This is a genomic window from Luteimonas sp. Soil_C_16 (genome assembly GCF_057657295.1).
On record NZ_JBDGIS010000004.1, the window covers coordinates 200702 to 215073 of the forward strand.

14 protein-coding genes are annotated in these 14372 nt (G+C 68.2%); 8 read left to right on the forward strand and 6 right to left on the reverse strand.

Going from position 1 to position 14372, the window contains the following annotated elements:
• Positions 1-34 precede the first annotated feature (34 nt).
• Together AC3A5T_RS09565 and AC3A5T_RS09570 are read right to left on the reverse strand one after the other, a co-directional pair.
• The gene (locus AC3A5T_RS09565) at positions 35-526 is read right to left on the reverse strand and encodes a hypothetical protein (protein ID WP_487628359.1); all 492 of its coding nucleotides are present in this window, start codon (positions 524-526) and stop codon (positions 35-37) included.
• 86 nt (positions 527-612) lie between these two features.
• On the reverse strand, positions 613-885 hold the full coding sequence (locus AC3A5T_RS09570; RefSeq protein WP_487628360.1) for a hypothetical protein: 273 nt from the start codon (positions 883-885) through the stop codon (positions 613-615).
• Between the two features lie 102 nt (positions 886-987).
• Between AC3A5T_RS09570 and AC3A5T_RS09575 the strand changes: the two genes are divergently transcribed.
• Complete coding sequence (locus AC3A5T_RS09575; RefSeq protein ID WP_487628530.1) at positions 988-2295, forward strand: replication-associated recombination protein A; 1308 nt, start codon at positions 988-990, stop codon at positions 2293-2295.
• Positions 2296-2419: 124 nt separating this feature from the next.
• Positions 2420-2824, forward strand: coding sequence for a hypothetical protein (locus AC3A5T_RS09580; protein ID WP_487628361.1), 405 nt, complete (start codon positions 2420-2422; stop codon positions 2822-2824).
• Between the two features lie 12 nt (positions 2825-2836).
• Here the strand turns inward: AC3A5T_RS09580 and AC3A5T_RS09585 are convergent, their stop codons facing one another.
• Positions 2837-3184: a hypothetical protein gene (locus AC3A5T_RS09585; RefSeq protein ID WP_487628362.1), complete on the reverse strand. Its 348-nt coding sequence runs from the start codon at positions 3182-3184 to the stop codon at positions 2837-2839.
• A 248-nt stretch (positions 3185-3432) separates the two neighbouring features.
• Between AC3A5T_RS09585 and lexA the strand changes: the two genes are divergently transcribed.
• From lexA to AC3A5T_RS09615, 6 genes are read left to right on the forward strand one after another with little or no spacing between them, the layout of a single operon-like run.
• Positions 3433-4032, forward strand: a complete 600-nt coding sequence (gene lexA, locus AC3A5T_RS09590) for a transcriptional repressor LexA (protein WP_487628363.1) — start codon at positions 3433-3435, stop codon at positions 4030-4032.
• A gap of 1 nt (position 4033) precedes the next feature.
• Complete coding sequence (gene imuA / locus AC3A5T_RS09595) at positions 4034-4651, forward strand: translesion DNA synthesis-associated protein ImuA (RefSeq protein ID WP_487628364.1); 618 nt, start codon at positions 4034-4036, stop codon at positions 4649-4651.
• Between the two features lie 11 nt (positions 4652-4662).
• On the forward strand, positions 4663-6084 hold the full coding sequence (locus AC3A5T_RS09600; RefSeq protein WP_487628365.1) for a Y-family DNA polymerase: 1422 nt from the start codon (positions 4663-4665) through the stop codon (positions 6082-6084).
• Positions 6081-9329, forward strand: a complete 3249-nt coding sequence (locus tag AC3A5T_RS09605; protein WP_487628366.1) for an error-prone DNA polymerase — start codon at positions 6081-6083, stop codon at positions 9327-9329. The genes AC3A5T_RS09600 and AC3A5T_RS09605 overlap by 4 nt, the downstream gene beginning before the upstream one ends.
• Positions 9326-10339 carry a DUF5829 family protein gene (locus AC3A5T_RS09610; RefSeq protein ID WP_487628367.1) on the forward strand — a complete coding sequence of 338 codons (1014 nt, stop codon included), beginning with the start codon at positions 9326-9328 and terminating at the stop codon, positions 10337-10339. The genes AC3A5T_RS09605 and AC3A5T_RS09610 overlap by 4 nt, the downstream gene beginning before the upstream one ends.
• Positions 10340-10346: 7 nt before the next feature.
• Positions 10347-11108, forward strand: a complete 762-nt coding sequence (locus AC3A5T_RS09615; protein WP_487628368.1) for a class I SAM-dependent methyltransferase — start codon at positions 10347-10349, stop codon at positions 11106-11108.
• 176 nt (positions 11109-11284) lie between these two features.
• Here the strand turns inward: AC3A5T_RS09615 and AC3A5T_RS09620 are convergent, their stop codons facing one another.
• From AC3A5T_RS09620 to AC3A5T_RS09630, 3 genes are all read right to left on the reverse strand, one after another.
• A complete protein-coding gene (locus AC3A5T_RS09620; RefSeq protein WP_332077262.1) occupies positions 11285-12064 on the reverse strand; it encodes a TerC family protein in 780 nt (259 codons plus the stop codon).
• An 87-nt stretch (positions 12065-12151) separates the two neighbouring features.
• Positions 12152-12865, reverse strand: coding sequence for a GntR family transcriptional regulator (locus AC3A5T_RS09625; protein WP_487628369.1), 714 nt, complete (start codon positions 12863-12865; stop codon positions 12152-12154).
• A gap of 101 nt (positions 12866-12966) precedes the next feature.
• Positions 12967-14334 carry an SLC13 family permease gene (locus tag AC3A5T_RS09630; protein WP_487628370.1) on the reverse strand — a complete coding sequence of 456 codons (1368 nt, stop codon included), beginning with the start codon at positions 14332-14334 and terminating at the stop codon, positions 12967-12969.
• Between the last annotated feature and the right edge of the window lie 38 nt (positions 14335-14372).

The following is a 14372-nucleotide window of genomic DNA, read 5'->3' on the forward strand; positions in this document are numbered from 1 at the left end:
GCTGGGACGACGGCTTCAAAGCGCGTTCGGACGGCTAATTCCCCGACTCGCCAACCTGCCGGATCGGCGTGAACGCCGGCAGTACCAAGCGGTAGTCGAATGGCGAGTCCGCGCCTGCGCGACCGCCCGCACGCGAGGGCGCGACATCGACGATCCCGCACGCGTCCCCGCAGGCCCAGTGCGCTCCTCCCGCGGCCGCGACATTGACCGAGTAGGGCGACAGGTCGCGCAGCAGCGCTGTCATCGGCTGTTCGGAAAACCCGAGCGGCGCATCCGCCGGACGCGCGCGCATCGCATGTAAGTTGCCTGTGACGACCACAATCCGACCCTGCGGAAATGCCTCATGCGCTTGCCTCGGTACATGGGCCATCGCCGCCTCGCAGGTGCCGCGCCGGTAGCAACGGATATCCCGCGGATCGAACGGCAGGATCGCGACATCGCGTCCCGCTGCCTTCAGTCGACCGATGCGGCGGACCAGCGCCAGCACATCCTCGCTGCGACGTCCGTAGTTTTCGTCGGCGGGCACCTGCCACTAGGCACGCTGACGCAGCGCTTCGATCGTCGCGTCGCTGCCGCCGCCCGAAACGGCCGCACGCAGGGCGCCGTGTTCGCTCACGGGAATCTCCAGCGCCAGCAGCACCTGCGACGCGTCGCTCCAGCGTCGACCAGATCGCCGGCCAGCAACGGAATCTCGCGCGTGCCATGCATCTCGCCGAGCACGACCAGACGATGCCCGTCCGATGCCCGGGTCAACGTGTCGACCGCATCTGCGCGCCAGTCGGCGGCGGCCGTCGCCGACAGCGCACTCAGCGCGATGCCGAATGCGAGCCGCTGGAGCTGGCGCGTCGCGCTTGTGATCACGTCCCGGTGCCGCAATATCGGCATGTCGCACTCCTTCGCACTCCAGTCCCGACAGGTTAACGCGTGTCCCGATCCCGCCCATCCCGCGCCGACACCGGTGACCTGCTGCAGGTCGACCGCAGTGCGATGCGTCCGCTGGCCGAGCGCATGCGCCCCGCCAGGCTCGACGAGATGGTCGGCCAGCGTCGTCTGGTCGCCGAGGGCACGGCGCTGCGGACGGCGGTCGAGGCCGGCAAGATCCATTCGATGGTGCTGTGGGGGCCGCCGGGCTGCGGCAAGACCACGCTGGCGCTGCTGCTGGCGCATTACGCGGATGCGGAATTCAAGGCGATCTCGGCGGTGCTGTCCGGTCTGCCGGAGGTGCGACAGGTGCTGGCCGAAGCCGCGCACCGTTTCGATAGCGGGCGTCGCACGGTGCTGTTCGTCGACGAGGTGCACCGCTTCAACAAGACCCAGCAGGACGCGTTCCTGCCGCACATCGAACGCGGCACGATCGTGTTCGTCGGTGCGACCACCGAGAACCCGTCGTTCGAACTGAATTCCGCGCTGCTCTCGCGCTGCCGCGTGCACGTGATGGAGGCGGTGTCGCCCGACGACATCCTCGAGACCTTGCGCCGTGCGCTGGCCGATGCCGAACGCGGACTCGGCGATCGCGGGCTGCGGATCGCCGACGATCTGCTGCGGCTGATCGCAGTGGCCGCCGATGGCGACGTGCGCCGCGCACTGACGCTGCTGGAAATCGCCGCCGAACTGGCGGGCGAGGGCGGCGAAGTCACTGCCGGCACCATCGAACAGGTACTGGCCGATCGCACGCGCCGGTTCGACAAGGGCGGCGAGCAGTTCTACGACCAGATCTCGGCGCTGCACAAATGCGTGCGCAGTTCGAATCCCGATGCCGCGCTCTACTGGCTGACGCGGATGCTAGATGGCGGCTGCGATCCCGGCTATCTCGCCCGGCGCATGACGCGCATGGCGGTGGAAGACGTCGGCCTGGCCGATCCGCGTGCGCTGCAGATGTCGATCGACGCCTGGGAGACGTATGACCGCCTCGGCAGTCCCGAGGGCGAACTCGCGCTCGCGCAGTTGGTGATCTATCTGGCGAGCACCGCGAAATCCAACGCCGGCTACATGGCCTTCAACCAGGCCAAGCGCGACGTGCGCGAATACGGCACGCAGGACGTGCCGATGCATTTCCGCAATGCGCCGACCAAGCTGATGAAGGAACTCGGCTACGGCACCGGCTACCAGTACGACCACGACACCGAAGGCGGCATCGCGCTCGACCAGACCGCGTTCCCGGATGCGATGGGCGAGCGGGTGTACTACCAGCCGGTCGCGCGCGGCATGGAGATCAAGCTCAAGGACAAGCTCGACGCCTTGCGCGCCGCACGCGCGGAAGCGATCCGCAAGGCCCGCGAGGCCGGCGACGACTGAGCGCCAGCGGATTTCCTGACGACGCCTGCGGCGCGCGACCGAAACCGCGTGGGCGTTCGCACGATGGTGCGGTTCGCGGCACGCGCGCACGCTCGTAGGCGGTTCTTCCAGGGAGGGAATGCCGATGCGGATCAGCGCCGCTCTGCTGCTGCTCGTCGCGTGGCCGGTCGCCGCGCAGTCGGTGCACAAATGCGCCGATGGTCGCGGTGGCCACAGTTACCAATCGCAGCCCTGCGTCGATGGCGAAAGCCTGCGGACGTGGACGGCCGAGGTGCAGGATCCGCCGGCAGCGACGGCAGTGCAGCGCCCGGCGAAACCGCCGACGCAGCGTCGTGTGGCCGCGTCGACGCGGGACCGTCCGACGCGCGCCACGACGCCCCGACGCGACGACCAGCACGCGCGATGTCTGGCCGCACGCGCCAGTCGCGAAAATGCCTTGCGCAAGCTCGGCACCCAGCGCCGCTACGACGATCTGCGCCGCCTCAACGAACGCGTGTCCGCGGTCTGCAATCACCGCGGACGCGGCTGAAGTACCAGGCGATCAGGGATTGCAGGGGCGGTTGGTGCCTTCCCAGCCGTTCGGCAGGCGACGGATGACTTGGCCGCCGGCGCAGCGTTCGCCGGCTTCGAGCGGGGTCGAACGGTAGGCCACCAGTTTCGGCGCAGCAGGCGCCGCGACGGCCGGTTTCGGATACTCGTAGATCACCCGCTCGGGCGAGGGCAGATGGGCGAGGCGGGAGAAGCCGCCTGCATCGTCATCGCTGCGGCTGGCATGTAACCAGGCCGCATTGGACGCGACCAGCAGGGCCAGCAGAACGATCGCCATGGCCTGCCAGGTCGAACGCCGCCAGCGGCCGGGGAACAGGAACACGTTGCGTTGCCGATCCACGAGGCGCTCCGGAGTCCAGACAGACCGGGTTCGATGCTAGGCGCCGGGGGCAGGGCGGACCACTAGGGACAACCCTGTAACCGTTTTCCCGTGCATCCATCGTGGGATGCACGGGTCGCTTGGGCAGAGGGGTCTGCCTGAACCGGTCAGGCGTGTCGCCGCGCCATCGCCAGCCTCGCCAGGACGTCTGGAAGACCGTTCCCGGAAGCGGTGGCGGATCGGATTTCGAAGGTGTACAAATGTACACCATGAGCGATCTGTCCCCCCAACGTGCCGCCATCCTCGAATTCCTGCGCGAGCGCATCGCCGCCGGTGCGCCGCCGAGCCTGGCCGAGATCGCCGCGGCCTTCGGTTTCGCCTCGCGCAATGCCGCGCAGAAGCACGTGCAGGCGCTGGTCTCGGCAGGACTGGTCGAATTGCAGGCCGGGCAGAAGCGCGGGCTGCGGCTGCCGGGGCAAGGCGACCGCATGGCCGCGTTGCCGGTGCTCGGGCGCGTGGCCGCGGGCGTGCCGATCGGTCCGGACACCGGCAGCGATCGCGTGCTGTGGCTGGACCGCAGCCTGTTCTCGCTGCGCCCGGATTACCTGCTGCGGGTCGAGGGCGATTCGATGATCGACGACGGCATCCTCGAGGGCGATCTCGTGGGCGTGCACCGCAGTCGCGATGCGCGCGACGGCCAGACCGTCGTCGCGCGGCTGGACGATGCCATCACCATCAAGCGGCTCGAACACCGCGCAGGCGGCGTGCGTCTGCTGCCGCGCAATCCTGCGCATGCGCCGATCGTGGTCGCCGCCGACGCCGACTTCGCGATCGAAGGCCTGTACTGCGGTCTGGTGCGGCAGGGCTGACATGGCGCCTGCGCTCCAATCGCTGGATGCCCTGCTCGCCGCGCGCACGGTGTGGTCGGCCGGGCGCGGCACGCGCTGCGCCGACATCGGCCAGCCGACCGGACATGCCGTGCTCGATGCCGCGCTACCGGGCGGCGGCTGGCCGCCGCGCGCATTGACCGAACTGCTGCTGCCGGCCGATGGCGTGGGCGAAATCTCGCTGCTGTTTCCAGCGCTCTCGCGCATCACTGCGGCCGGCGGTCGCGTGGTGCTGGTCGCACCGCCGTGCATTCCCTATGCACCGGCCTGGCAGGCGGCGGGCGTGCGGCTGGACGCGCTGGACGTCGTCGAGGCGGCGCCCGCCGATGCGTTGTGGGCCTTCGAGCAATGCCTGCGCAGCGGCGCCTGCGCGGCGGTGCTGGGCTGGCCCGATACCGGCGATGCGCGTTTGATGCGGCGCCTGCAGGTGGCGGCCGACAGCGGCGATTGCCACGCCTTCGCATTGCGCGATCGACGTCATGCGGCGAATGCCTCGCCGGCGGCGTTGCGGCTGGAATATCTGCCCGAGGTGCAGGCCTGGCAGGTGCGCAAATGCCGGGGCGGGCAGGTGCCGTCGCAACCGCTGCGATTGGCGAGCTGAATGCTCCTGCGATGCTCTGGGCCTGCCTTCTCCTGCCGCAACTGGCGCTCGACGCCGTTCTCCGTCGTCTGCCGGATCCCGACGCACCGTTCGCGCTGGTCGAAGGGCCTGCGCAGCTGCGCACGCTGCACAGCGTCAACGACGCGGCCGGCGCGCACGGACTGAAAGCCGGCATGCGCCTGTCGGCCGCGCATGCGCTGCTGGCCGATGTGCGTACGCAACCGCACGACGCTCTGGCCGAATCGACGGCGCATCGATTTCTGGCCGCTTGGGCGTATCGCCACAGTTCGCTGGTGAGCCAGCAGTGGTCGCGCGCGATCGTGCTGGAGGTGCAGGCGAGCTTCCGCCTGTTCGGGCCGTGGTCGCAGTTCGAACGCACGCTGCGCGAGGAACTGTCGGCGCTGGGCTTCGCACATCGCATCGCGCTCGCGCCGTCGCCGACCGCCGCGCGTGTGCTGGTCGGTTTGCGCGATGGCTTTGCGGTGACCGGCGCGGCGGAACTTTCGGCGCTGCTGGATCGCACACCGGTGCGCCGTGCCGCATTGCCGGGTGATGCCGGCGAACGTCTGTACCGCATGGGCGTACGCACGCTCGGTGCACTACGTGAATTGCCCGGTGCAGGCGTGCAACGCCGGTTCGGCGCGGATGTGCTGGCGCACGTGCGCAGGCTGTATGGCGAGAGCGACGATCCGGTCGCCTGCTACACGCCGCCGGACCGGTTCGACATGCGCGTCGAGCTGGGGTACGAGGTGGAAGCGCATCCGCCGCTGCTGTTTCCGCTGCGGCGCCTGATCAACGACCTGTGCACGTATCTCTCTGCGCGCGACGGTGGCGTGCAGCGTTTCGTGATCGGGCTGGAACACGAGGAAGGCAGTACCGATGTCGAGGTCGGCCTGCTCGCGCCCGAGCGCACGTCGACGATGCTGTTCGAACTCGCGCGCAACCGGCTCGAACGCACGGAGATCGCCAGGCCCGTCGTCGCGATGCGCCTGCTCGCGCGCGAGCTGCCACCGTTCGTGCCGGCCGCGCGCGATCTGTTCGATACCCGTCCGCAGCAGGCGCTCGACTGGCCGCATCTGCGCGAACGTCTGCGTGCACGGCTCGGTGACGATGCGGTCTATCGGGTGACACCAGCCGGCGATCCGCGCCCCGAACGCGCATGGTCGCGCCGCATCGGCGATGGCGGCGGCGCGATTGCGGATGCGCCTGCGCGTCCGCCGCGTCCGGCCTGGCTGCTGCCGCAACCGGTACCGCTGCACGACGCCGGCCTGCGCATCGTGTCCGGGCCCGAGCGTCTGGAAAGCGGCTGGTGGGACGACGCCGACGCGCGCCGCGATTACTACGTCGTCGAAACGCGCGAAGGCCAGCGCGGCTGGGCCTTCGTGCCGCCGGGCCGCTTCGACGGCTGGATGCTGCACGGCTGGTTCGCATGAGTTGGGACGATGCGATCGACGGCGTCGACCGCGACACGCCGGGCAGCCATGTGCCGCGTGCGCTACGCGTTGCCGGGCGCCTGCGCGCGGCCGCGAACGACGACGTCGCCCATGACACCCGCGACGATCTGCCCGCGTACGCAGAGCTGCACTGCCTGTCGGATTTCTCTTTCCTGCGCGGCGCGTCCAGCGCGGAGCAGCTGTTCGCGCGCGCCGTGCACTGCGGATACAGCGCGCTCGCGATCACCGACGAATGCTCGCTCGCCGGCATCGTGCGCGGGCTGGAGGCGTCGGAGGAAACCGGACTCAAGCTGATCGTCGGCAGCGAGTTCCGGCTGCTCGACGACACGCGTTTCGTGCTGCTGGTCGAAACCCGCGCGGGTTACGCGCAGCTGTGCGCGCTAATCACCTGCGGCCGCCGCGCCGGCACCAAGGGCCAGTACCGGCTCTCGCGTGCGGATATCGAAGCCGAATTCCGAGGGACAACACCCGGCGTGTTCGCCGTGTGGCTACCGGGCGCGACGCCCGACACGGGGCAGGGCGCCTGGCTGCGCGACGTGTTTCCCGAACGGACGCATCTGGCCGTGGAACTGCATCGCGAATGTGACGATGCCGAGCGCCTGGCCACGTTGCTGGCGCTGTCGCGCACGCTCGGCATCCCTGCCGTCGCCAGTGGCGACGTCCACATGGCCACCCGTCGTGAACGCATCCTGCAGGACACGCTGACCGCGATCCGACACACCACACCGATTGCCGATTGCGGCACACATCTGTTCCGCAACGGCGAACGGCATCTGCGTTCGCGGCGTGCACTGGGCAACATCTACGGCGCCGATCTGATGCAGGCCGCCGTCGATCTCGCGGCGCGCTGCAGCTTCGGCATGCGCGAACTGCATTACGACTATCCGGTCGAACTGGTGCCCGAAGGACATACGCCGACGACGTGGTTGCGTCATCTGACGGAAGAGGGGATTCGCCTGCGCTGGCCGGACGGGCCGACCCCCAAGGTCCGCAAGCTGATCGATTTCGAACTGGCATTGATCGCGAAGCTGAAGTACGAGGCGTTCTTCCTGACCGTCGCCGACATCGTCCGCTTCGCCAGAGGCGAGGGCATCCTGTGCCAGGGCCGCGGCTCGTCGGCCAATTCGGCGGTCTGCTATGCGCTGGCCATCACCGCGGTGAATCCCGACGACACGCGTCTGCTGATGGCGCGCTTCCTGTCGGAGAACCGCAACGAGCCGCCCGACATCGACGTCGACTTCGAGCACGAACGCCGCGAAGAGGTCATCCAGTACGTCTACGCCAAATACGGCCGCGAACGTGCTGCGCTGGCGGCGACGGTCATCGCCTATCGCGGCAAGAGCGCGGTACGCGATGTCGCCAAAGCCTTCGGCCTGCCGCCGGACCAGATCGCATTGCTCGCCAATTGCTACGGCTGGGGCAACGGCGAGGCGCCGATGGAACAGCGCATCAGCGAAGCCGGGTTCGATCTCGACAATCCGCTGATCGGCAAGATTCTCGTGATCACCGAGATGTTGCGCGACCACCCGCGGCATCTGTCGCAGCACGTCGGCGGTTTCGTGATCTCGAACGAACCGCTGTCGCATCTGGTGCCGATCGAGAACGCGGCGATGGACAACCGCACGATCATCCAGTGGGACAAGGACGATCTGGAAACCATGCAGCTGCTGAAGGTCGATTGCCTCGCGCTCGGCATGCTGACCTGCATCCGCAAGGCGCTCAATCTGGTGCGCGGCGAGCGCGGACGCGATTTCGAGATCGCGACCCTGCCGCGCGAGGACGCGCAGACCTACGAGATGATCCAGATCGCCGACACCGTCGGCGTGTTCCAGATCGAATCCCGCGCGCAGATGGCGATGCTGCCGCGGCTCAAGCCGAAAGAGTTCTACGACCTCGTGGTCGAAGTCGCGATCGTGCGACCCGGTCCGATCCAGGGCGACATGGTGCATCCGTATCTGCGACGCCGGCAGGGACACGAGCTGGTGACGTATCCGTCCGAGGGCGTGCGCGAAATCCTCGGGCCGACGCTCGGCGTGCCGCTGTTCCAGGAGCAGGTCATGGAACTGGTGATCCATGCCGGCTACGACGCCGACGAGGCCGATGGCCTGCGCCGTTCGATGGCGGCCTGGCGTCGTGGCGGCGACATGGAGCCGCATCGACTGCGTATCCGCGGACTCATGGAAGCCAAGGGTTACGCGTCGGAATTCATCGACCAGATCTTCGACCAGATCAAGGGCTTCGGTTCCTACGGCTTTCCGCAGAGTCACGCCGCGTCGTTCGCGAAGCTGGTCTACGCCAGTTGCTGGCTCAAGCGGCACGAGCCGGCGGCCTTCGCCTGCGGCCTGCTCAACGCGCAGCCGATGGGCTTCTATTCGCCGAGCCAGATCGTGCAGGATGCGCGTCGCGGCAGTCCGCATCGCGCGGCGGTGGAGGTGCTGCCGGTCGACGTGATGGTCAGCGATCGCGATTGCACGCTGGTCGGCGGACGTCCGTGGCGCAGTGACGCCGATCCCGGGACGCAGCCGGATATCCGGCTCGGCCTGCGTCTGGTCGCCGGCTTGTCGGACACCATGGCCCAAGCGATCGTTGCCGCACGCGCGCGCCGTCCGTTCTCCAGCGTCCAGGATCTATGCCTGCGCGCCGGTCTCGACGAGAAGGCGCGCAGCGTGCTCGCCGAATCCGGTGCGCTCGCCTCGCTGGCCGGGCATCGCAACGCGGCGCGCTGGGCGGTCTCGGGCATCGAGCGACAACGGCCGTTGCTGCCGGGCAGTCCCGACGAGGACGTGGTCGAACTGCCGGAGCCGCGTGCGGGCGAGGAAATCCTGTCCGACTACCGCAGCACCGGCCTGACGCTGGGCCAGCACCCGATGGCCCTGCTGCGTGCGCAGATGGCTGAGCGCCGGATCATCGGCCTGCGCGATCTGCAGCAGCGCCGGCATGGCAGCGGCGTGCACGTCGCGGGTCTGGTCACACAACGCCAGCGCCCTGCGACCGCCAAGGGCACGATCTTCGTCACGCTGGAAGACGAGACCGGAATGATCAACGTGATCGTCTGGCCGCATCTCGCGTTGCGGCGGCGTCGCGCATTGCTGGAGTCACGTCTGCTCGCGGTGCGCGGGCGCTGGGAGCGCGTGGACGGCGTCGCGCATCTGATCGCAGGCGATCTGCAGGATCTCAGCGGCATGCTCGGTGGCATGCAGTTGCCGTCGCGCGACTTCCATTGAAGGCCCTGAGCCGGCTAGGCACCCTGTCTTTATGTTATATCGTAACTAATCAGCTCAATCCGGCCCGCTGCATGGTGTCCCGCCGCCTTCCTGTCCTCTCCGTGTTCTGCATGGCGGCGATGTCCGTCGGCCTTGCGCTTCCCGTCACGACGTCGGCGCGCTTGCCGCCCGCCGCGCTCAACCACCTGTACGTGGTGCTGGATCAGGCCAGCTTCGATGCAATCCAGCGCAGCAATGCAGTCGCACGTCTCCTGTCGCCGCCCGATACCGGACTGCCGGGCTACGCCGCGCCGGACGATGGGGCAGACCGCCTGTTCCTGCGTGGACGCACGACCTATCTTGAACTCTTCGCGCCCGGCAACCGGTTCGGCGAGCCCGTCGGCAAGGTAGGTCTGGCGATCGGACACGACGCGCCGCGCGATCTCGATCGGCTGGAAACGGCCTGGCGCGCCGTGTATCGGGATGTGCGCCGGAGCGACGTGCACTGGCGCCGCACGACGCCGCCGGTGCCGTGGTACGACGCAGTGCAGCGCGATGCCACGGCTGACAATCCGCATCTCGTCCTGTGGGCGATGACCTACCGCCCGGAACTCGTCGCCTGGCTCGCACCGTCGGCGGATGCCACGCCGCGAACGTCGCGCGCCGACGTGCTCGCGCCGCGCTGGCGGCACGCGCAGGGCCTGATCGACATCATCGGTGTAGATGTCGGCGTGCCCGGCCCACTGCGGCAGCAGCTGGACGATCAGCTCAGCCGGGCAGGCTTGGATCGCCGCACATCTGGCGAAGACCTCGTGTTCGAGGGGCTCGGCTGGACCTTGCATCTGGTGGAAACGGATGCGCCCGGCTTGCGGGCTCTCGACCTGCAGACTGCGCCGCGCGCCGACGGTCCATGTGCGATGGACTGGGGCAGTACCCGGCTCGTGCTCGCCGCCGATGGCGGATCGCGCTGGTGGTTCGCCGGCACGTCTCCGGCGCAGTCCGTCCCTGCCTGTCCCACCGCAACGCACTAGGAATTCCATGTCGCTGTATCACCGAATCGCCGAGCTGCAGGGCGATCGCCCCTGGGGCGCCGTGCTCGACGCCGGCACCGGCCGCAATTCGATGCGCTGGGTGCTGTCGCTGAAGACCGATCGCTGGACTGCCGTTACCGGCGCGGCGTCGATGGCGCGGACGACTGAAACGGAAATCGGCACGCGTCGGCGGGATGTGGATCGTCTGGTCGTCGGCAACTGGCTCGATCCCACGCTGCTCGCGGGCGAGCGCTACGACACCGTGCTCGCCGACTATCTGCTCGGCGCGATCGAAGGCTTCGCACCGTACTGTCAGGACCAGCTGTTCGCGCGTCTGCACGATCTGGTCGCGCCGGGCGGTCGTCTGTACGTCGTCGGTCTCGAACCCTACGTGCCCCACCATCCCGATGCGCTCGACGCGGCCGGCAGTCTGGTCACGCGGATCGGGCGTCTGCGCGATGCCTGTCTGCTATTGGCCGGCGATCGTCCCTATCGCGAGTATCCGGCCGACTGGACGCTGCGGCAGATCGAACGTGCGGGCTTCCGCGTGCTGCATGCCGAACAGGTGCCGATCCGGTTCGGCACACGCTTCGTCGACGGGCAGCTCGACATGTGCGGGCGCGTGCTGGAACGCGTGGCGGATCGCCAGCTGGCCGCCGCTTTGCATGCAAACGTCGAAGCCTTGCGTATGGAGGCGCATCTGCAAATCGCCGAGCACGGCGGTCTGCGGACCGGCCACGATTATGTGATCGCGGCCGAGGTGGTTTGAGGGGGTTGGGTTGGTGCTTGAGCGTGCCGGCCCTCACCCGACGCGCGGAGCGCGTCGACCTCTCCCGGAGGGAGAGGTGTATGGATCACGCTGATGTGGGTTGCTGAGATCGAGTCGTGCAACGCATTCGAAGCACGACGATCGACTCGATCATCAAATGAGCCGGTGATGCCGCCTCAGCGCGGCATCGGATCGGTCGGCTCGTCCACCGGCGGCGTCCGCTCGCCGCGCACGCGCATCGCGTTGCGCTTGGCCCACAGGTTCAGCATCTCGACCGCGGCCGAGAAGCCCATCGAACCGTAGATGTAGCCCTTCGGAATGTGCAGACCGAACCCGTCGAGCAGCAGATAGATACCGATCAGCACGATGAAGGTCAGCGCCAGCATCTTCACCGTCGGGTTCGCATCGATGAACTTGCCCAGCGGCTGCGCCGCCAGCAGCATCACCGCCACCGCCAGCAGGATCGCGCAGACCATCACCGGCACGTAGTCGCCGGCCATGCCGACGGCGGCGATCACCGAGTCCAGCGAGAACACGATGTCGATGACCGCGATCTGCGCGATCACCGCGCCGAACGAGGCCGTCGCCTTGCCGACCGTGCCGTGCGCCTCGCCGTCCTCGCCCTTGAGCTGCTCGCGGATCTCCATCGCGCCCTTCACGATCAGGAACAGACCGCCGAGGATCAGCACCAGATCGCGCACCGAGATGCCGCGTCCGAACAGCTCGAACAGCGGCTCGGTCAGCCCGGCCAGCCAGGCCAGCATCAGCAGCAGGCCGATGCGCGTGATGCACGCCACCGCGATACCGAACTTGCGCGCGAACTCGCGCTGCTCGACCGGCAGCTTGGACACCGCGATCGAGATGAAGACCAGGTTGTCGATGCCGAGCACGATCTCGATCGCACTGAGCGTGATCAGCAGGATCCAGACCTGCGGGTCGGTAATCAATTCCATCATCGGTGACACGTCCTCAGTGGGGTTCGGGCAGCGCGGGGGCGATCAGGCGCGCATCGGAGCACGCAGGATCTGACGCCGGCGTGTGGATCAGATGGCACCGGAGGTGGGCAGCGGGGCCGGCACGTTGAGCTGGCCGCCCGAGGCGACGTAGGCGGCGAGCGCTTGGCCCTGGCTCAGCAGATGCTGTTCCATCGTGCGGCCGGCGGCCTCCGCATCGCGCTTGCGGAAGCAGTCCATCAGGGCGCGGTGTTCGGACAGCGACTGCGCGGTGCGGCCGGGGGTCAGCAACTGCCGGCCGCGGTGCATCTTCAGGATCCGGTGCAGGTCGTGGGTGATGCGGATCAGCCACGGGTTGCCGGCGTAGCGCTGCACGGTCTCGTGGATGACGTAGTTGTTGCGGTAGTACTCGGCGATGTTGCCGGTCTCGACCGCGGATTCCATCGCCGCGTGCAGGCTTTCCAGCAGCGCCAGCCCAGCGTCGTCGATGTTGCGCACCGCCTCGTGCGCGCAGCGGCCCTCGAGCATCGCCATCACCGGGAACAGCTGGTTGAGATCCTCCAGCGTCAGCCGGGTCACGCGGCTGCCACGGCCCGCGTCGATCTGCACCAGGCCTTCGGCGGCCAGAAGTTTGAGCGCTTCGCGCAGCGGCGTGCGGCTGATGCCGAGGCGCTCGCACAGCTCCGGCTCGTCGATCCATTCGCCCGGCGGCAGCTGATAGTCGTAGATCAGCTCGCGTACCTGCTCGGCGACTTCCTCGTAGAGCGGTGCACGCTTGCGCGTGGGTGTGGAGCCGATGGCCATGGTCTGAGCGGAAATCCAGGACGGTGCAGTGTATCGGGGTTGGTGTGCGGACGACCCGGCCTGCCGCGGAGGGGCGACAGGCCGGGCGCCGCCTGGAACGCTTACATCCAGCCCGGCACGACGAACAGCAGCCAGGCCAGCAGCGGGGCGAATGCGACCACGAGTCCGCTGTAGATCAGGAACCGGCGGAACAGCGCCTCGCGTTCTTCCTTCGCGGCCGAGGCCACCACCAGCGCGCCGTTGGTCGAGAACGGGCTGACATCGACGACCGTCGAGGACACCGCAAGTGCGCAGATCACACCGGCCGCACTCAGATGGCCCTGCATCAGGAACGGCACGGCCAGCGGAATCGTCGCCCCCAGCACCGCGGCGGACGAGGCGAATGCCGACACGATGCCGCCGACGTAGCAGACCAGCAGCGCGCCCAGCAGCGGGATGCCGATGCTCGACACGCCGTGGCCGACGAAATCGACCGCGCCCGCGTTCTGCAGCACGCCGATGTAGGTCACCACGCCCGAGATCAGCAGCACCGTCGACCAGCTGATGCCGTCGACCGCGCCCTTCTGGCTGTTGGGCGAAAGCAGGGCGAGCACCACGGCGACGGTGATCGACACCAGACCGACGTTGAGGTCGTAGATCAGCGCGCCGACGCCGAGACCTGCAAGACCGATCAGGGTGAACAGCCGCTCGCGGCTCATGCCGACGGCTTCGAGCGCGTCGGGATCGTTCGACAGCGTGCCGCCGCCGGCCGACAGCAGTGCGCCGTGGCCTTCGATCGCGAACTGCCGCGACGAGGCCTGCGGGCCGCCGGCGACCGCGAATTCGCCGCCGCCCGCCGTCGCCGCCATCGTCACCGAACCGCGGCGCAGCAGCGAGATGCCACCGAAAGCGAAGAAGCAGATCACGCCCATCATCAGGTTGAAGCCGAGGCTGGTCAGGAACACTGCCATCTCGGTGACCTCGAGTCCCGCCTTCTGCACGACGCCGTTGGTGATGCTGCCGTAGACGCTGATGGGCGAGAAACCGCCGGCCTGCGCGCCGTGGATGACCAGCAGACCCATCATCAGCGGATTGATCTTGTACTGCTTGGCGAAGCGCAGCGCGACCGGACCGATGATCGCGACCGCTGCCGGACCCAGCGCACCGAACGCGGTGAGCACCGCGGTGACGACGAACATCACCCACGGAATGGCGACGATGCGTCCGCGCACCGCGCGCACCGCCCAATGCACCAGCAGGTCGATCGTGCCGTTCTTCTGCGCGATCGCGAACAGATAGGTGATGCCGACGAGGGTGAGGAACAGGTCGCCCGGAAAACCGGCGAGCACTTCCTTGCCTTCCATCCCGACGAACAGGCCGCCGATGATGAAGGCGAGCGCGAACGCGACCGCGCCCATGTTGATGGGCAACGCGGTGGCGACGATGAACATGATCACCAGACCGATGATCGTTGCGATTTGTGGACTCATGCGCCCTCCCAGACACCTGACTCGGCTACATCACGGAT